Source organism: Methylobacter sp., assembly GCF_023227905.1.
In the GTDB taxonomy this organism is placed as follows: Bacteria; Pseudomonadota; Gammaproteobacteria; order Methylococcales; family Methylomonadaceae; genus Methylobacter_A.
Window position 1 is genome coordinate 124483 of record NZ_JALOCF010000001.1, and the last position, 19097, is coordinate 143579.

18 protein-coding genes are annotated in these 19097 nt (G+C 52.0%); 2 read left to right on the forward strand and 16 right to left on the reverse strand.

Annotation, left to right across the window (positions count from 1 at the left end):
- Positions 1 to 109: 109 nt before the first annotated feature.
- Entirely contained in the window at positions 110 to 1444 is a 1335-nt protein-coding gene (locus M0R47_RS00595; protein WP_292548927.1) for a hemolysin family protein, read from the forward strand.
- 82 nt (positions 1445 to 1526) lie between these two features.
- Here M0R47_RS00595 and M0R47_RS00600 read toward each other — a convergent pair whose 3' ends face one another.
- Positions 1527 to 1838 carry a hypothetical protein gene (locus tag M0R47_RS00600; protein ID WP_292548929.1) on the reverse strand — a complete coding sequence of 104 codons (312 nt, stop codon included), beginning with the start codon at positions 1836 to 1838 and terminating at the stop codon, positions 1527 to 1529.
- A gap of 162 nt (positions 1839 to 2000) precedes the next feature.
- The gene (locus M0R47_RS00605; protein ID WP_292548931.1) at positions 2001 to 3137 is read right to left on the reverse strand and encodes a GNAT family N-acetyltransferase; all 1137 of its coding nucleotides are present in this window, start codon (positions 3135 to 3137) and stop codon (positions 2001 to 2003) included.
- A 52-nt stretch (positions 3138 to 3189) separates the two neighbouring features.
- On the opposite strand from M0R47_RS00605, the gene M0R47_RS00610 reads away from it, so the two are divergent.
- Entirely contained in the window at positions 3190 to 3786 is a 597-nt protein-coding gene (locus tag M0R47_RS00610; protein WP_292548932.1) for a DUF938 domain-containing protein, read from the forward strand.
- Positions 3787 to 3873: 87 nt separating this feature from the next.
- On the opposite strand, the gene M0R47_RS00615 is transcribed toward M0R47_RS00610, so the two are convergent.
- The 14 genes from M0R47_RS00615 to M0R47_RS00680 form a co-directional block, all read right to left on the reverse strand.
- Positions 3874 to 4173: a hypothetical protein gene (locus M0R47_RS00615; protein WP_292548934.1), complete on the reverse strand. Its 300-nt coding sequence runs from the start codon at positions 4171 to 4173 to the stop codon at positions 3874 to 3876.
- 90 nt (positions 4174 to 4263) lie between these two features.
- A complete protein-coding gene (locus M0R47_RS00620) occupies positions 4264 to 5106 on the reverse strand; it encodes a hypothetical protein (protein ID WP_292548936.1) in 843 nt (280 codons plus the stop codon).
- 129 nt (positions 5107 to 5235) lie between these two features.
- The gene (locus tag M0R47_RS00625; RefSeq protein ID WP_292549024.1) at positions 5236 to 5766 is read right to left on the reverse strand and encodes a GNAT family N-acetyltransferase; all 531 of its coding nucleotides are present in this window, start codon (positions 5764 to 5766) and stop codon (positions 5236 to 5238) included.
- Complete coding sequence (locus M0R47_RS00630; protein WP_292548939.1) at positions 5766 to 6614, reverse strand: aldo/keto reductase; 849 nt, start codon at positions 6612 to 6614, stop codon at positions 5766 to 5768. The genes M0R47_RS00625 and M0R47_RS00630 overlap by 1 nt, the downstream gene beginning before the upstream one ends.
- A gap of 512 nt (positions 6615 to 7126) precedes the next feature.
- A complete protein-coding gene (locus M0R47_RS00635; RefSeq protein WP_292548941.1) occupies positions 7127 to 7285 on the reverse strand; it encodes a hypothetical protein in 159 nt (52 codons plus the stop codon).
- A gap of 113 nt (positions 7286 to 7398) precedes the next feature.
- A complete protein-coding gene (gene galE / locus M0R47_RS00640) occupies positions 7399 to 8391 on the reverse strand; it encodes a UDP-glucose 4-epimerase GalE (RefSeq protein ID WP_292548943.1) in 993 nt (330 codons plus the stop codon).
- Between the two features lie 403 nt (positions 8392 to 8794).
- On the reverse strand, positions 8795 to 9718 hold the full coding sequence (locus M0R47_RS00645) for a glycosyltransferase (RefSeq protein WP_292548945.1): 924 nt from the start codon (positions 9716 to 9718) through the stop codon (positions 8795 to 8797).
- Positions 9715 to 10914 (reverse strand): glycosyltransferase family 4 protein, encoded by a 1200-nt coding sequence (locus M0R47_RS00650; protein ID WP_292548947.1) that lies wholly within the window; start codon positions 10912 to 10914, stop codon positions 9715 to 9717. Before M0R47_RS00650 ends, M0R47_RS00645 begins: the two co-directional genes overlap by 4 nt.
- A 359-nt stretch (positions 10915 to 11273) precedes the next feature.
- On the reverse strand, positions 11274 to 12128 hold the full coding sequence (locus tag M0R47_RS00655) for a glycosyltransferase family A protein (RefSeq protein WP_292548949.1): 855 nt from the start codon (positions 12126 to 12128) through the stop codon (positions 11274 to 11276).
- A gap of 5 nt (positions 12129 to 12133) precedes the next feature.
- The gene (locus tag M0R47_RS00660; RefSeq protein ID WP_292548952.1) at positions 12134 to 12916 is read right to left on the reverse strand and encodes a glycosyltransferase family 2 protein; all 783 of its coding nucleotides are present in this window, start codon (positions 12914 to 12916) and stop codon (positions 12134 to 12136) included.
- Between the two features lie 106 nt (positions 12917 to 13022).
- Positions 13023 to 13967 carry a class I SAM-dependent methyltransferase gene (locus M0R47_RS00665; protein WP_292548954.1) on the reverse strand — a complete coding sequence of 315 codons (945 nt, stop codon included), beginning with the start codon at positions 13965 to 13967 and terminating at the stop codon, positions 13023 to 13025.
- A gap of 75 nt (positions 13968 to 14042) precedes the next feature.
- Positions 14043 to 15362, reverse strand: coding sequence for a lipopolysaccharide biosynthesis protein (locus M0R47_RS00670; RefSeq protein WP_292548956.1), 1320 nt, complete (start codon positions 15360 to 15362; stop codon positions 14043 to 14045).
- A 57-nt stretch (positions 15363 to 15419) separates the two neighbouring features.
- Positions 15420 to 16658: an O-antigen ligase family protein gene (locus M0R47_RS00675; protein WP_292548958.1), complete on the reverse strand. Its 1239-nt coding sequence runs from the start codon at positions 16656 to 16658 to the stop codon at positions 15420 to 15422.
- A 1-nt stretch (position 16659) separates the two neighbouring features.
- Complete coding sequence (locus M0R47_RS00680) at positions 16660 to 19053, reverse strand: polysaccharide biosynthesis tyrosine autokinase (protein ID WP_292548960.1); 2394 nt, start codon at positions 19051 to 19053, stop codon at positions 16660 to 16662.
- Between the last annotated feature and the right edge of the window lie 44 nt (positions 19054 to 19097).

Sequence of the window (19097 nt, forward strand, 5' to 3'; positions counted from 1 at the left end):
TTAAACTTATATATGCCGCTTCGCTTTTTGCATACGGGCTTCAAATAGCCGCCATGCTATGCATGCTCGACGGCGTCAATGCTTTTTTCCATCAAAACATCAAGGTTCTATGAATCATTTTTTACCGCTCGTTGCCGCTTTATTGCTGGTTGTACTCAACGGCTTTTTTGTGGCCGCAGAGTTCGGCCTCGTCAAGCTGCGACAAACGCGCATTCGTTCGATTGTTAAAACACAGGGTTGGCGCGGGCGCATTTTAGGGCTGGTGCATGCAAAACTGGACGCCTATTTATCGGCGTGCCAGCTGGGCATTACGCTCGCCTCGCTTGGCCTGGGCTGGATCGGCGAACCGGCCTTCGCCGACCTGCTGGAACCGGTATTCGCCAGGATAAATATCACGTCGCCGGAAATGATCCACGGCATCTCATTCGCCTTCGCCTTTTCGATAATCTCGTTTCTGCATATTGTCGTCGGCGAGCTTGCGCCAAAATCGCTGGCGATCCGTAACCCTGAAAAGGTCGGCTTATGGAGCGCCGCGCCGCTCTACGGATTCTATTGGCTGATGTATCCTGCGATTTGGCTGCTGAATTCCAGTGCCAATTTAGTGTTGCGCCTATTCGGTTTAAACGGCGCTCATGGTCATGACGCCCACTATTCGGCAAACGAGCTTAAACTGATTTTACGCAGCAACCTTCCCGATGAGCGGTTTAGCCGCGACGAGTGGAATATTCTGGCGAAAACGCTCGATGTCAGCGAACTTGAGGTGTCCGACCTGATGCGCCCGATCCATGAGATCGTTTCATTGCACCGCAACGCGTCCTTGCAAAAAAACCTGCAAACCATGTCTCAAAAACGCTACAGCCGTTATCCCTATTTCGACGCCAACGATATTGATGTATTGGGAGTGATTCATTTAAAAGATTTATTTTTCGCTCAGCAAGAAGGCAAAACGATTGACGATTTGAGCAATTACTTGCGGCCTGTCCCGTACATTCAGCCGCACGCGCCTGCGCTGGAATTATTCCGTCAATTTCGTATGGGAACATCACACTTTGCCATTATTGGTCAAAAAGGGCAAAAGCCGCAGGGCTTCATCACCCTGGATAATTTGTTAAGCGCAATGGTCGGCGAGATACGCGACGAATTCCGCCCCAACAACAATGATTGGACGCGGCTCGATGACGGCACGCTGATCGGTAAAGGCAGTCTGCCGATATTTTCGCTGGAGCGAATTATGGGAATTGATATCGAGAACGAAGAACTTGAGCTGGAGGATGAAGTCTCAATCGGCGGGCTTATCATGGCCAAACTGCGCAACATTCCGATGGAAGGTCAAAGAATTGAGTTTAGGCAATTCGATGTCGTGGTCAGGAAAATGAATGAATCGCGTGTCGTCTTTGTCCAGATTTATCCCAATGAAACATCCGATTTAGAGATGATTCATTAAGCCGGCGGCATTGGGATACAAGTAACCTGCTATAAAAACCGCAACCCTATCGTTGCGGTTTTTATACGCGTCAAAATCCATTTTATTTTTTTATGCTCTTATAGCTCTCCTCGCTTTCGAGCTTCACTTTTTCACCCTCTGCAATCAGCCGGTTGCCTTCATCAATTTTATTTTGACCTTCCCGAACCAATATATTGCCGCGATCAACCATTTGCTTACCTTTTTTCCATCTATCGCCCAAGTTCGCGATACCCTGGCTTTCGCTCAGCATTTGTTCGCCGGAAAGAATTGGCTCAGACACAGGCACAGGATCGGACGCACAACCGCCAAGAAACAAAGCCAGGCAAGCGGCAGCTAGATTCAGATTCGGTCTGACAGTGAAACCATTTTGCATAATCAGTTACTCTTAAAGTTAGAATGGGTATAAAGCCGGGTAATTTTACAAAACGCCCTACAGGTTGCAATGATTTTCTCATTGCCATCGCGAAAGCAAGCGCCTTAAAAGTGAGCCTGAGAAGCGACTATTGATGCTCGCGCTGTCCCTACTCATATCTGCTTAGTTGGACTGTTTAAAGGGCAGATAAGTGGCTGCATCCTGTTTATAGAGGCGCATGGCTTCTTGCTCCCCGACTAAAAAGCGTCCGATCGCTTTTGCAAACCGGTTATCCTTGATCCAATGCGCGGAATAAGTGGTGATAGGCTCAAATCCACGGGCAATCTTGTGTTCGCCTTGAGCGCCTGAATCAAAGCGCTGTAAGCCATGTTCAATGCAATAGTCCAACCCCTGGTAATAACAGGTCTCAAAATGCAGGCTATGGTGTTCTTCATCGCAGCCCCAGTAGCGGCCATACAAGGTGTCTGCGCCAATAAAACTTAGCGCTGCGGCAATATACTTATCTTCTTTAACTGCCAGAACCAGCAATAATTGCTCGCCCATGGTTGCGGCTATTTGCTGAAAGAATGCCGGATTCAGGTACGGCTGCGAGCCTCTTTTTAAATAGGTCATCGTGTAAAAACGAAAAAACGCCCGCCATTGCGCTTCGCTGACGTCCGGCCCTGCAATACGCAGCAAACTGACGCCCTGCTCGCTAATCTTTCGGCGTTCGCGCTTGAGCATTTTGCGTTTACCGGCATTCAGGGTTTGCAGAAAATCGTTGAAGTCATGATAGCCCCGGTTGAACCAGTGGAACTGCACGCCCTCGCGAATACTCAAGCCCAATGACCGGAGTTGCTCTGCCTGGTGTTCGATAGGAAACAAGCAATGCCATGAAGAAATATCCCGCTGATCGGAAAGCTGTTTGATAAAGCCCAGTAATAACTGCACAACTTCGAGCGGGTCGGCAGCCGCTTTACTGACAATACGCGCTCCCTGGCAAGGCGTAAACGGGATGGCTGTCAACCATTTCGGGTAATAATCGAGTCCCTGCTGCCGGTAAGCCTGGGCCCAGGACTGGTCAAATACATATTCACCCCAGGAATGCCGTTTCAGATACAACGGCATAAAAGCAACCAGCTCCTCTTCATCCATAACCAGCAAATGCGCAGGCTCCCAACCCGTTTGCGCGGATACCGAACCGCTTTGTTCCAGCGCCGATAAAAACTCATGCCGTAAAAACGGATAGGCGTCGCCGGCAAGTCGATTCCAGGCCGTACAATCCACTTGTGTCATACTATCGATTTGTTTTACTTCCATTTTTAAAAACAGTACAGTTAAAACAACACAATCATATCAACCTATCCAGTACATGATCCACAAACCTTTTTCTCAGGCCTGTGAAAACAACAAAGACCCCATTTTACAGGTTATTAGAACGGTTTTTTGCCAGCCCACAACCGTTTGGGAAATCGGCAGCGGTACGGGTCAGCATGCTTGTTATTTTGCCAAACACCTGACGCATCTTGAATGGCAGCCTACCGACAGGAGTGAAAATATCCCCGGCATCGGTTTATGGCGGGAAGAAGCGAAACTAGCCAACTTGAAACCGCCATTAACGCTGGATGTTACGGATGCGCTGTGGCCATGCAGCTCTATTGACGCATTATTCACCGCCAATACGCTGCACATCATGAGCTGGGATGAAGTGCGAATACTGTTTGACCGCTTGGCCGAATATCTAAACGCAAAGGCGCTTATTTGTATTTACGGCCCGTTCAACTATAACGGCGCTTATACCAGCGACAGCAATGCTTATTTCGATCAATGGCTTAAAAGTCAAAATACCTTAAGCGGCATTAGAAACTTTGAAGACATCATGTCTTTATCGACATCCTGTGGCTTTAGCTTGTTAAACGATATTGCCATGCTCGCCAATAATCGTTTGCTGGTGCTGCAAAACAGCTGAAAGCATTGGCTGTCGGCGATACTCGTCAACACCAACCTGAGTATTGGGGCAGGCCTTCAGGCTACTATTGAAAGCAGCCTGAAGCTTCTAATTCGCCCCCTTTAACCCTGCCAAAGGTCGCCCCTGACCCAGCACCGTCAGCAGTTGCGACAGATCGTCAGAGCTTTGCGCTACCTGTGGCCTCGGCCCCTCTATTTTTTCCTGGGTCCAGTCCACCATCTCTCCTGATCCCCACGACACCACGGAAGCCAGTGAAAACACTACTATGCCGCGGGTCATGCCCTTGGGTATTCCCTGCACATCAAGATAGCGGTGGAAATATCTGGCTGCGATAAAAAACACAAGAGTGGATATAACCAGGTTCCATACGGAAGGTAATGTGAGCATTATTGAAGGTTCTCTTGGCTTGGAATGTCGTTCATCATGATTTTCATGCGCTTGTTTGCAATACGAGATTATCCGGCCGCAATCGACTTTTTAAGCGCCGTCGTTTTGTAATTCCTTGAGCTCAGCTTCAAGTCTTAAGAACTGCTCCTTCCAGTGTTTGGCAGCGTTAATCGCTTCATCTCTTTCATCCACCAACTCATCGATGCGCTCGTTTAAAAGCCTGTTTAATTCGGTTAATTTCTTAAGCTCTTCAATCGAAGGTACAGCACCATCGTCAGACTCAATCACTTTCAGCACGGCCTCGTTATCAACGTCAAAGGTTGTTACCGCACCTTGCTGATCGTCAGCCGCACCGCTCAACGGCTCTTCGCGGCTTTCCTCATGTTCCCGCTCGACAACCGGAGCGGGCTTTGGCGGCGTGATCTCTTTAATGGCTTTATTGAGGCTCTTTTTGCCGTCTATCACTTCCTTGACCAGCTCAGCCGGCGCTTCCTTGACCAGTTTATCCGCTAGCTGTTGAGTACGCTGCCCGACTCCGGACTGCTTGGCCCTGGCGGTGGCAGTATTTAATTGCACGGTATCGCGTAACTGGGAATTATCCGTTGCCTGGGCATTTACCCAACTTTGCGAAGCCGATACGATGGCCGCAGACTGGCCCTGCGTTAAATGCCTGCGATGTAAGTTCGACGACAGGATAAACTGCGTAGGATTCGAGCCGGTGTACTCAATCAATACCGGCGCGATGCCCAGCTCACATAATGCGCGATAGCGATTGCCGCCATCCAGAATCATGCCGTCAAGCGTATAAATAGGGTGGGTTTGTCCGTTAGCCAGAAGATTATCTTTAAGCGAGTCAAACTCAGCCTCGGACATCCGTGGAAAATAGGTGCAGAGCGGGTGCAGCTCCATTGTTTGATTAGTGTTTTTAGTCATTGGTCAACCTTAATTTAGGCCGGCCATTATATCATGGCTACGCTTAATGGTTTTTAGCGTACTGTAAGTGACGTGGGGCTTTGTTAGCGCAATAAAGTTGCGCTTTAAATCCGCCTGAGTTTAAAACGCTCAATCCGCCGGCAGGATTTTTTCCAATATCTCCAAGCGCAAATCAGCGAACTTTGGCGTCCAAAGATCAGGATTCAGCGGAAACGCCTTGCTGACTCCGGTGCGCCGGTAACCGTTCCGTTCGTAGAATGCGATCAGTTCGCTTCGACTTGATATGACCAACATAAGCGATTTATTAACGGCCCAGGTTTGCTGTGCGACTTGCTCCGCTGCCCGCAGCAATTGTCTGCCGATGCCCCTGCCCTGTAACGGCGGGCTTACTGCCAGCATGCCGAGATAAACCTGATCCGCCTGTTTCTGCAGATGCACCGATCCGATCAATTCCGTTTCAGCCTTGTACAACAAAAACATCGAATCGTCAGCTGTGATTAATCGTTCGATTTCATCCGTCCCGGTTCTAAGACCCATCACTAAATCGGCTTCCGTGGTCCAGCCTTGCTTGCTGAATTCGCCGCGATAAGCCGAGTTGACCAGAGCGGCAATCTGCCCGGCATCTTGTATTTCGGCCTTGGATATCGAGTAAGCCACCATCACCAAAGCAAGCGCTCCACCGCCTCGCACTCGTCGGAGGCCAGTTCAAAATCGAAAATCGCCAAGTCTTCATGCATGTGACGTTCCGAGGTGGTGCCGGTTAACGGAATGATGCCGATTTGGCTCAGGTAGCGGAGAAATATTTGCGCGGCGCTACGTTGGTACTTCATCGACAACATTTGCAGCGCCGGATGAGCCAAAACAGTGGGATTGGCGGTCAGCGTCCAGAAGCTTTGGTAAATAATCCGATGCTCCCGGCAAAAAGCGCGGATGGCCCGGTCGTACCCGGTCTCGGCATAGAAACGGTTCTGGATGACAGCGGGTTTAACCTCGGCCTCCTGATACAAAAGCTCAAACTGCCGGGGATCGTAACAATTGCTGATCCCCAGTTGCTTGGCCCCACCGCTGTGGAAGATCAGCTCCATCGCCTGCCACGCTTCCATTGTGCTCTGCCGGCTCGCCAGCGGCGAATGTAGCACCAGACAGTCCAGATAAGGAGTTTGCAGATTTTTCAGCGAGGTTTGGAATGATTGCGCCACTTGTGAGCCGAGTCCGGCGTTAGGATCATAAGGCACTTGCATCGGGTCCTGGCCGCTCAACGGCGAGAATTTGCTTTGCAGATAAAGCTCGCTGCGATCCATGCCGCGATGCAGGCAAGCGGCCACGCCGTCGCCGACTCCCGCTTCATTGTAATGTTTGGGTTGACCGGCGGTATCAATGCCGCGAAAACCCAGCCCGATAGCCTGTTCTACCAGTGCCGCGGTACGCTCTTTCTTCCAGGCCGTACCGTAAATAATCCGTGGCATCCGTACGCCATAAGAGGACGTTACAAAATCTTTAGGGTCCATAAGCACTCCAGAAAAAATGTCAGGCTTCGATTATCCTCGCATGCTAACCGACTTGAAGCTACCGGCTAAGAGACATCGAACCGGTAATTCAGGCCGAAAACAAGGAGTACGATCTATGAATACGGAATGTAATTAAAACCGGCTTAACTTGATATCCCGAAGGTTTTTGAAAAGTCCGCTTAGCTACGGTGACAGTTAAGACTTTAGAATAAAGCGTGGGTGAACCATGAGCAGATAAATTCAAAATGCTTGCTTTACTCATCCGCACGAAAGCGCACCTGCCGCCGCATATATCTTTTATGGGCTCGAATTGCAAGTCGACAGAGGCGCTCCTTAAAGTTCATGCAAACATAGAGTTTATTGCCCTCTTCCATAATCTTGTCGTTAAGCTGGTCATATAGCTTGCAAGCTTCCTTAATCAATCTTCTGCCATTCCTGCGCTCGCATGAATGTTTGTTTGTATATGCGCTCCTGCCGCCCGAGGCTGCTACCAATGAATATCCGCTCATCGCTTATTCGGCTTTCAGGCGGCGCTTATATCGATAGAAGGCTTTGCGTCCCAAAAAATATAAACGCACCTTATCCTCTGTACAGTCTGAAGTTTTATTGCTTTGCGCCCTAATGCTGTCGTAAAGATTGAAAGCTTGTTTGGTCAGCTCTCTTGCTGTCATAGCAGCTCTCCTGTCTTGCAAAGAATCTCGAATTAGAACTTATCTATAAATTAGATACTCTAAGTCAGATGATACAAAACAGGTATATCGTTAAATACTTAGCAAAGCCCTGATCAACTCGCTTTCCGGCTGCATTCCCATTGCCAGGCATGCGCCACGATGGTATCCAAATCCGCATAGGCCGGTTGCCAGCCCAGCCTCAGCTTTATTTCATCGGCATTGGCCACTAACTGGGCTGGGTCGCCTTCCCGGCGCTGGCCTTCCAGCACAGGGATAGCCTTGCCGGTAACGCGCCTGGCCGCCTGGATGACGCTCTCGACGGAATAACCGTTGCCGTTGCCCAGGTTAAACGCGGTAGTTTGCCCGTCCGCTTGCAAGTATTGCAAGGCCAGCCAATGCGCTTCGGCCAGGTCGAGGATATGGATGTAATCGCGAATGCAGGTGCCGTCGGGCGTTTTGTAATCACGACCGAACACAGTAATGTTCTGCCGGTGGCCTGAGGCGGCTTGCAATATCAGCGGGATGAGATGCGTTTCGGGATCGTGCCGTTCGCCGAGCAGGCTGTCAGGATGCGCTCCGGCGGCATTGAAATAGCGCAGGCAAACCGATTTGAGGCCGTAAGCGCGGTCATAATCGGCCAAGGCCTGTTCCACCATCAGCTTGCTCCAGCCGTAAGGATTAATCGGCCGCTTGGGATGGGCTTCATCGATAGAGCTGTATTCCGGCTCGCCGAAAATCGCCGCGGTGGAAGAGAAAATGAACCTGCCGACATTGTGAGTCCGCATCGCATTGAGCAGATTAAGGGTGTTGGTGAAGTTGTTCTGATAATACTTGGCGGGGTCCTGCACCGATTCGCCGACCTGGATAAACGAAGCAAAATGCATGACCGCATCGAACTTGTGCTCGCTAAACACCTTGTCAAGTACCAGCCGGTCGGCAATGTCGCCATGAACGAATTTGCCGTGCAGCACCGCATCCCGATGTCCGCTGGAAAGATTGTCGAGTGTGACGACATCGACGCCTTTCTGGCCGAGCAGCCAGACCATATGGGAGCCGATGTAACCGGCACCGCCGACTACGAGTACAGTTTTAAGTGGTGTCGTCATAGGTTCACCCCATTGCATAATTAATTTATTTTCAAAGGATTATAAATCCAACTCGATGCGATCACATCGTTTTTTTGCCGGATAAATTTATGGCAAAGCGGTAGGTACGCATCGCGTACGAGACTGTGAAAGTATTATCAAAAATCATTTTAAAAACTTATTCACCACGAAGGCACGAAGGACACGAAGTTTTCAATACATTGAGTTTAAACAATTATTTTTCCTTCGTGATCTTCGTGCCTTCGTGGTGAATGCTTTTGCTTTGGTTCTAAATCGAATACTTTCACAGTCTCGTATCTTTTTGGGACTTGATCCAGAAAATGGTACTACGGTGCTTTCACAGTCTCGTATGCTCGGCGCGGCATATGGGAAAAATTTCCGTGAATAACATCAGTCGATTAGTTTACGGCAGAGCGCGAAGCCAGTAAGTCTTATGCAGGCTAACGCGTCTGAGAATAGCTGGCGGCAAACCATGATGCAACGCGCCCAGCTTGAACCCGAGCCATTTCAGCCCTGTCCGCAGCACTGCGGAAGGAATCAGCAACGGAGCGTGCTTCATCAGGTAGCGCATTTCCGAAATGACAAAGCGCAAACCTTCGCCGGATGCGCCGCCGAATGTCTGTTGCAGCCAAGCACTATGGGTATGGAAAACGCCGATATCGAAATAACGCTTAAATTCGTCCGCAAAACCGTAATCATGGGAATGGAACACGTGGGCATCGGCGCAATAAGCGATTTTCCAGCCGGATACCAGCATTTTTCCGGCCACATAAGTGTCTTCGTTCATGATGGTGTCGACAGGGAAGCCGCTGACCTGCATCAGCGCGCTCCGCCGATAGGCGGCAAAGGAATTGGATATGAACGCGGTTTTGATGCCAAAGCGCGTCTTATCGTCCAGGCTGCGCAACTGACTTTCGGCCGGATAATTGAACAGACGGGCATGGGCGGCAATCGGCCCTGCGTCCCGGTGCGGAAGCTGGCGTCCATAAGCCGCACCGACCTGCTCATCATTGAACGCCGCCAACAGCCGCTCGACCGCATCGGGAGCGGCCAATAAGGCATCCTGGGTCAGGAACACGATAATATCCGCTTCAGGCAGCATCTCGACACCCCACTGGCGGGTGCCGCCGTGGTTAAATGCCGACTTGGGAATAACCCGCACCTCAAAGTCGTAGACGCGCGCTAAAACGACAGTGTCATCGCTGGACGAAGAATCGATCACCAACAAAAAATCCGGCTTCCGGGTCTGCTGATCGACGACTTTAAGCCAGGAATTCCATAAACTACCCGCATTCAGCGTAGGCACGATCAAGCCGACCTTACTCATAACGAAGCCCTTTTGGCCTGTGGTTGCGGCAAATCAGTCCGACCGAATTTTTTCAACACCTGCCAGACCCGTTCGCCAAGCTTGACCGGATCGAGCTGCTGTTCAACATACTGCCGGCCATTGAACGACATCCGTGCCCACTCCCAGCGCCCCAGAGATTGCGCCTTGCGTAGCGCTTCACAGACCGAAGCCTCGGTTCTGTCGAAAACAAAACCGGCCCCAAACGATTCCAGATGGTCCCATGCCAGACCTTTGGCGACCAGTACAGGGCGTCCTGAGGCCATGGCTTCGGCCACCACATTACCGAAGTTTTCGCGCATGCCGCCGGCTTCCTCCAAACCCGAAGGCAACACCAGAAAATGGCTGGACGCCAGCAAGTCCATCACTTCGCCGCGCTCCAGGTAGCCGCTATAACTGATAGCGCCTTGGGCCTGTTCGACCAGCGCCTGAAACTCTTCAAAATAATCGCCGTCTACGCTTCTACCGGCGATAACCAGACGATCCTCGGGATTCCTCACTTTCAGCCAGGCCCGAATAAAGGCATTGATGCCTTTTTCCTGTTGAATATGTCCCAGAAAGCAAAGCTTCATGCCTGCCCCGGCAGGATATGGGGCTACCTTAAATTCGCGGCTGTCGATGCCGTTCGGAACCAGCAGTATGCGGGCATTTTTGCCGAGTACGCTGTACACGCCTTCGGCCTCGGTCTCGCTGGTGCAATGCACGGCAATGGCGCGCCGCAAGGTCGGAAAGGTCAACCACTTATAGAACAGCCATTTATGCGGCTTCTGCCGCCGTATTAAATCGACATGCTCCGGCATCAGACCGCCGTGCACAGCGACCATGAACGGGCGGCGCAACAGGCTGCAAAAAACCGCCGCCAGCGTAGACGGCCAGGTTGCGATGCCGTGGATATAGATCACCGGCGCATCGCGGCATAGTTTGAACAGTTCCGGAATAGCGCCCAGGCCAAAGCCCCAGCGCCTGAATCCATAACACCGGTACAGCCTGACATCCACCTGTTCGCCAAGGCACACCTGTTCGGGGCGCAAGCGGCCGTCAATCGACTCGTCGGATGCGACCAAGGCCATTTTATGGCCGCCCTCAACCCAAGCCTTGGTCAAAACGCTGGCTGTCACGGACACCCCGCCGTAACCCTTAGCCGGGGGTATATGCGTGGTAACAATACCTGCATTCATAGTATTTCTCCTGAAAAACATGCTTTGAATAAATTGGTGAGAAAAGGCGAAAGGCAAAGGGCAAAAGACGAAAAAGTCCGCCAACCGATTTGTACCCCGCCCTTAGCCCTCAATGCTATTGACTTAAGCGTGCGGGCTCCTTCTCCCTCAGGGAGAAGGTTGGGATGAGGGGGATTAAATAAGCCTTCTTCCTTATTTTGATTTCCCCTCACCCAACCCTCTCGGCAATTGCTCCTGCATTGCTCTACTACCTACATCCATGTAGGCATCCCTCTGGAGAGGGCTTTGTACTGCTTAAGTCAACAGCATTGCCCTTAGCCCTTAGCCCTCCGCCTTTAGCCTTTAGCCTTTAGCCTTTCTCACCTTCCATACGCCAAAAATCCGCGCCAAATGCCGACGAGGTTGTAAAAAGAGTAAGCCAGTCTTTTCGGGTTTAATAAAACCAGCGCCAGCGCTATTTTTAGGGCGGGCGCGACAAACATCTTGCGAACGATGTAGTACAGAATGTATGCGTCCTTCTGATTGGCGAATTTCCTGATATAAGCCCCGACCCCGGTGGAATACATCAGCATTCTTCCGGTACCCAGCTTGTAATGGTCTTTGTCCGGATGATAAATTTTTATTTCCGGGGTATAAAAGGCGACGCAGCCTGCCCGAAGCAAGCGATATAAAAGCTCAAAGCCCTCGCCTCCCGAATACTTGGAACCGAGCCCGAAATCATGGTCCAGGTGGAAGAGCTTGCCATCGATCTTTTTCCGATCGAAAAACTGCGTGAACTCTACCCCCATCATATGAAAGCGTGAAAAATACCCGGCTTTGTTACTGTTAACGCCGATACTAAAGCGGCTGGTTGAAGCATCGTAAGAACCGGCCACCAGGATGGAAAGGTTCGGCCGCCTTTTAAACTCGTCGACCACTTTTTTCAGGACATCCTTATCGTAGGCGCAATCGTCATCCGGAAACGCGACGATCCTGCCCTGAGCCAAGCCTATGCCGTAGTCCCTGGCCCTGGCGTTACCTGTAAAACCCACTTTCACATGCCTCACATCAAGGCAGCTCTTGATCTGCTCGACGATGGCGTCGATCTTGCCGTCCTTGTTTTGGTCGATGATAATCAACTCGAAGTCTTTATAGCTTTGGTTGGCCAGGGACTTCAAAAAATCCGCCAACTCCCAGTCTCTTCCCAGCGTTGCTAAAACCAGTGAGATTTTCATAGTAATCACCTCGCTTGAGCGCCGGCTTTTGCCTGTAAATAGATCGTTGCCTCATACCAGGTAAACATTAATGCAAACTCCAGTCCGGCAGCTCCGTCCAAAAAACCGCCCCGAAATACGAAGTGGTATAAAAAACGGGCAATAATCCTGATCCAGGATCGCCCCAATAACACGCTTAACCGCCCTCTTGTGGTCATTACCGCACCGGTTGTCGGCTGTAGCTGCACCTCTTGCGCGGCTTTATCAACGTGTTTATGCATCCATTCGATAATCTCGCCATGATAGAAATAGTGTTCATACGGAATATCGGAATAGCCGATCCGGCAAGTATTGAGGACGGCTTCCCCATGCCCGGTATGGTTGCGGACAAAGCTTGTCGTTTCCCTGCGCACCAGTCTCGGGTGATAAATCGGATAGCCGGGAGCGTAATTCAGGCGCTTGCCGCGCAGATACAGTATCGACGGCACCATCAGCACATCAATGGAATCGGTACCCGCCATCCCGGATTCAAACCAGTCGTAAAAAGCTTGCGGGTAGATTTCGTCGGCATCGACGAACAAGATCCAGGGCGTGTTGATATCGCATTGCTTGATCGCAAAGTTGCGCTGCTCGGCAAAGCCGGGCCACGGATTGGTATAAATTCTGCAACCCCGGCTAATGGCGGTGACAATCGTATCATCGGTGCTTCCCGAATCCACAATCACAATCGGATAGCGCTCAGGGATAGCCGCCAGGCAGCCCGGCAGATTGGCCTGCTCGTTTTTGGTTAGAATGACAATGGTTAGCATAGATTTATCTGAATTTATGATTGGTTATTCACCACGAAGACACGAAGAACACGAAGAAAACATAAAACTTCGTGTTCTTCGTGTCCTCTGTGGTGAAAAACGCGTTTTATTTCTTGACCGCATATAAATTGATATAGATGCCCAGCCCGAAGCGATGCATCAACCGGATAAACGGGGCTTGCAAAGACTTGACCCAACCGTCAACAACGGCAGCCGATTGTCCTTTCAGGCGCAGCCGCTTGGATAACGCGTTGAATGGGATCCGGGTTATTTGCTCGACTTTAACGACCTTAAAGCCGTTTCGTTCCACCAAGGCTTTCAACCCGCTCTCGGTAAAGTAATTGACATGCTCCGGCACCCACAAACAAGCGTTGTCCCTGGTGCCCAGCAGCTTGACTAAAAACGAGTCGTAATTAGGCACAGCGCAAGCCAAGACGCCGCCCGGCGCCAACAAGTCCGCGACCTTGCCGATCGCGTTATCCGGATTGAGCAGATGTTCCAATACCTGCGACATCATCACTACGCCAAACGGCTCAGAAGGTTCGTATTGTTCAAACATCACGTCAATAGGTTCATCGCCGTTCAGATTCCTGAACACTTCGTTTTCGTATTGGCCGGGATTGATGCTGACCGTCCGGTAGCCCACTTTTCTAAGCGCCTGCGTGTAAAAACCAAAACCCGAGCCGATATCAAGAGCCCGGCCATTGCCCGAATTATTGATCAGGTGGGCCTGCCGGCTCATACGCTCGGCGTCCACCGTACAATTTGGAAAGGCTTCCTCTCTAGCCAGCACGTCCTCCAGCGTTATCGACTGGGTCAACGCCTGGCCTGAATATTGATAAATGGATTGCAGCAATTTCACATGCGGCGGCCGGTTTAAAAAGCCGGTTCCACAATTCTCGCAACGGTAGATATGGAACTCCTTGTTGCTGGCGTTCTCGGTATAGTGGAAGTTTTTCTGCCGCCAGTATCTTATTTTCTCGGCTCTACAGGCCACGCATTCGCGCAAAATCTCGCCATAGATTCCTGAAGCTGTTGAGGCATGCGTCATAGTATTCTCCTTATATTTCTCTTTTTATAACCCGTTAACCCATTGCCACTTAATGACAAGCGCATCTTGCGAAGCTCAAACCGTAGCTTCGCAGCCTGAATTTTCCTGTTCCAACTGTCCGCCATGAACTGTGCCGACGCTCCGCCAGGGCTTGGCCAACATCGCCAAAACCAACGCCTCGACGCCGAAATAGATAGGGTTAGCCATGGCGGCGCCGAGCAAGCCGTAATTTTTTACCATCAGCGGAATACTGATAGCCGCCGCCACGGCCCCGCATATGCGTCCCAACAACATCAGCCGTGTGCGTTTATTAGCCAGCAAGGGCTGAGCCACTACCGTTCCCAAGGCATGCAGCGCGCAACCGATAGCAATGGCAGGCATCAACTCCACCGCCGAATGATAGGATTTTGCAAGCACCATCGCTGCCACCCAGTCCTTGGTAACCAGCAATAGCGATACGCCGATAAGCCCTAAAGCAACAACGCATCCTATCCATATCCATAAAATCCTGAACCCTTCGCCGGCCCGGTTTTCGGAATAAGACTGAAAGTAAACCGGCTGGAAAGTACGCAATAAAACCATAGCGCTGCGGTTAAACGCCTCGTTGATTATCGTGTAAGTCGCTGCATATAAACCCACCTCCGCAGCCGTCATCAAATAGCCGATCACATAGCGGTCGCCCAGACCGTTAACCCAAAATATCAGTTCCATCGGGATGAGCGGCAAGGCATAGGCCCACACATCGGTTTTGAAATTACGGGTGCTAACAAAAGGCCTGTTTTTGTCAGCCCTGGCGCCCAGCGCTAACGACCAGACCGTATTCGAGACCGCGCTGGCCGCGATATAGCCCAGCAATACCCACTCGGCCTTTTGCCCTCCCCACACCACCAACGAAATCGCCAGCACTGGCCGCAAAATACTGTCGCTGGTTTGCCACAAACTTGCGCCGCGCTGCTTGCGCTCGCCGATCAGCAACTGGATACCCAGTTCGCGCCGGACTGTGACGATCAGAAGAACGCCTGTCAGCATAAACAGCCAGACATCGCTGTGCGTAAAATAACTGTAGGCAGCGCCGCCCAGCACCAATAAAGCTGTCGCCACCGCCGTTGCCCGGGCAGTCAGTCCTGACACAACCCGGTATAAAACCGCACGCTCCCCTTTATTCAGGCACTCGGGCAATATCCTCATGCCGGCGCAAATAAACGGATAGGAAAACAGCGTAACGCCCAGTGCCGCAAAACCATTCAACAAAGCGACTTGTCCGTAGATATCGGGCGTTACCAGTTCGGTCAGGACGCGAGTGCCCGCCAGCAAAGCGCACGCGGACATGGCTTGCCCAAACAGCGCCCAGAATGCGTCACCGAATAATCGTCTTTCTTTCAATAGTCCGAACATAGGTCTCTTAATCAGTCATTACTTAGTCTGCATCGCTACGTAAGACCTTCCAGGTTTTTAAAACCTGGAAGACCTGAATATTCTTTCAGCCTGCACCGGGGCAGAAACCGGCTGGCCTCCGGTACCTAATACCATTCCCCAGAGATACATCAGCATCGCGTTTTGCGGAAAATACTCCCACATATTGAATGTCAGCCCGGCAATCAGAATAAACATCACCACCATCCCTTTGTTAGGGTGGACGGACGTCCTTGCCGTTGTCCATAAAAAGAGTAAATACGCCAGCAAGCCGATCAGCCCGTAACCGTTCAGCAGGAATAAATAAAGGCTGTCGGAATCGAATTGACCCTTAAAATGTTCGGCGCCATACAGAACATTGATGGTATTGGAACTCAGCCCCAGTCCCCAGCCGAACAGCAAATCCGCAGGTCCATGCATTTGTTCCGAGAACACCCGCTGCCACAGGTCTATGCGGCCGTCCTGGGTTGGGTCGGCGTCGTCCCGTCCGCTAAGCAACGGACTGGACGCCAGCACCAGCGCACCCACCGCAAGGATCGGCGCAGGCATGACCAACGCCCAGCGATCGCGGGGGCGGAGCACTGCATAAACCTGAAAATAAACCACCAGCAACGAGCTGATGAACGCAGTCCGCGAACCGCTCAACAGTGCTAAAAATACGCTGACCGCCACCCACTTGCCCATCCCTGGAACCAGCGCGAACAGCAGCGCGCAAGTCGCCATGGTCGCGCCGAACAGGTTCGGACTGACAAAGGTGCCGAACGGCCGTCCGCCGCCGAAGAACGACACCCCGAACAACGGCGGCGCCCACAATGCCTGGGCTATCGCCAGCACCGCCTGCAGCGCAATGTAATAGCGCAGAAAATGCGCGAAGCGATTGATGATATAGCTGCCTGCGCCCAAGCGGCTGGTCACGAAACCGATCAAGGCCAGCGGCAGGTATTCGAAAACGCGCAGCCCCGCCATCGGCACCACCAACGGCAAATCCAGGTACAGCGCATAGCCAATCTCAAACAACACATAGCTGGCGACAACGGCCAGAAAAGCCAATACCGTGCTGGACAATGCCCCGTTCCGCAAGCGCGGCTCGAAAAACGCATAAGCCACCAGCACCAGCAACATCAACTCGCGAAGAATACGCAACCCGAAATCCTGCTCGCCGTAAACCTCTTTGACGCCTGTCCAGGCCGACTCGACCTGAGGCAAGGCAGCCACTGTCGACGCGCTGACCAGCGCGAACAACAGAAACGGCAAGTCTTTTTCGAAGCGGATTTTCATGTTACGCCTTCGCCTTACCGTCCGCGTCGTCGTCGTGATACGAATCTATAAGAAAATCAGGGTCCTGACGTTCTAAATCATGCTCCTGACGTTTTCCCAGCCAATCGCCAATCGCCTGATACCCGGCCGTAAATAACGACGGATTATTGTCATCCATGTCGCTGCGGTGATAGGCATAGCCGTAATATGGGTAATACGACGAACCCTCTTTCATATCGTTGATAATGAAGCCGTTCGGTTTAATGCCGACCTGCTGGAAGCGCCTGAAGCTGACTTCCAACTCCTGAGCCGTGTAGCGGCCTTCCTTGACAACCAAAAACGTGGCGTCGGCGTACTTGCCCATAATGGCCGCGTCGGTGGCGCCTAAAATCGGCGGCGAATCGATCACGATATGGTTATAAAAACTCTTCAATTGCTCAAGCGTTTCTTCCAGATTGCCGAGTACCAGCAATTCCGCAGGATTCAGCACCATGCTTCCGCGCGGTATCAAGTCCACGCCGACATCCGGCAGGCTGACGATCACCTCGCCCAGCGTGGCCGTGCCTGCCAACAGGTCGGAAAGTCCCGGCCCCTTGTCGACGGAAAACGTTTCGTGCAGCCGGCCGTTGCGCATGTCCGCATCGATGATCAGCACGCGTTTTTTAATACTCGCCAGCAATGCCGAAAGATTGGTGCTGACAAAGGATTTGCCCATGCTCGGCGCAGGACTGCTGACCATGATGACCTTGCTCGCGTCGCTGGCCAGCGTCGCTTCCAGCGTGGTACGCAGCCCCCGCAACGATTCCACGGAGATATCGAGCGGGTCCTGACTGACCAGGATGCCCGGTTCACGGTCCTTGCCCTGATCGATCAGGCGGGCCAACTTACGTTGTTTTTTGCTATGCGGGATGGCCGCAAAAAGCGGCAAGCCTACCTGATATTCCAGCATGGCCGGGTAGTTATCGTGACGCTGCAAGGAGTGCCTTAGAAACACGATGGCAGACCCAGCAGTCAAGCCCAGCAGTGCGGCAATGGCTAACAACAGGCCGGGCTTCGGCCAATACGGTTTTTCCGGGGTTACCGCAAAATCGACAATGCGGGAGTTACCCAGCGAACCTGCCGCGGCAATGCGCTGTTCCTGGGCGCTGTTCAGCAGCGAAGTATAAAGCTCGGTGTTGACCTGAACATCCCGCGACAGGCTCACGACACTCTGCTGAGTGCGCGGCAAATCTTTAATCCGTTTGTCCAAATTCGCCAGCTTTTGATCGATACGCCTGATCTGCGCCTTGGTGGCGACCATATCGGGATGAGCGGCCTCCAGGTGCTGGTTCTGTTCTTCATACTTTTGCTTGAGCTGAATACCCAATGTCTCCATTTCGGAGGCCTGTTTGAGCAGTATCTCGGCCTCGGCGGATATGTCGACCGCGCCATGCTGTTGCCTGTAGACGCTCAAGCCCTGCTCCGCCTTTTCCAGGCGTTCCTTGACCACCGGCAGCTGGCTTTCCAAAAAGCTCAACTTTTGCGAGGCTTCCGCAGATTCCCAATTGACGGTCGCGTTGACATAAATGGTGGCGATGTCGTTGACGGATTTGGCGAGTTGCTCAGGATTACGGCCCTTAAGTTCGACGCTCAGAATATCCGTGTCTTTGGAAACTTCCTTGACGGAAAAAGCCTTTTGCAAGGTTTCGATGGCCGCCAGCGAGGTTTTCCGGGTCATCTCGAAATGCGTGCCGGGATGGGCCTCGAATTCGGTGATCTTGATAACGACAGGCGCAGCTTCACCCATGTCGGCGGTCAGCGTATCGCCTATCTGCCCTTCGGCCAGGGTTTCACCCTTGGGACCGAGCAGGCGGAAACGGCCTTGTTCCTGCGCAATCAGCGTAAACGGCTTGCCCAGATAACGATCCGGCACATTGAAAGTGGCGACCTTCAGTTTTTCGCCGCCCCAGGCCCAGCGGTTGAATCCCCACCAAGCGTCTGCAACCCCGTCATGGGCATCATGCCGTCGCGCCAACGCTTCTCCGATAATGGGGAAATAATACGGCGTATATTCCACCATCAGGTTCAAATCCTCGACCACCTTGCCGAGCACCGAACGGGAGCGCAGAATTTCCACCTCACGCTGCGCCCGTGGGCTATCGGCTTCAGTCGAGGCATTGTTCGCCTCGCTACGCAGCGGAGCGGCAAGCAGCGCCTTGTTCTTATCGATGCGCAGCAATGCGTCAGCCTTGTAAGTGCTAGGAGCAAACACCAGGTAGACCACAGCTATCAGCAGCACCGACAGCAACGTCATCAGGATTATCTTTTTGCCTTCGATCAGCAGATCGACATAATCGCGGATACTGACGCCCTGCTCTTCAATCCGCGACGGATTCAGCGGCGGCAGCTGTAAAGTAGCTTCATTTTGCGAATACATAGTCTTTAATATCCCAGTCATGAAAAAAGTAAACCCGTGTCTTG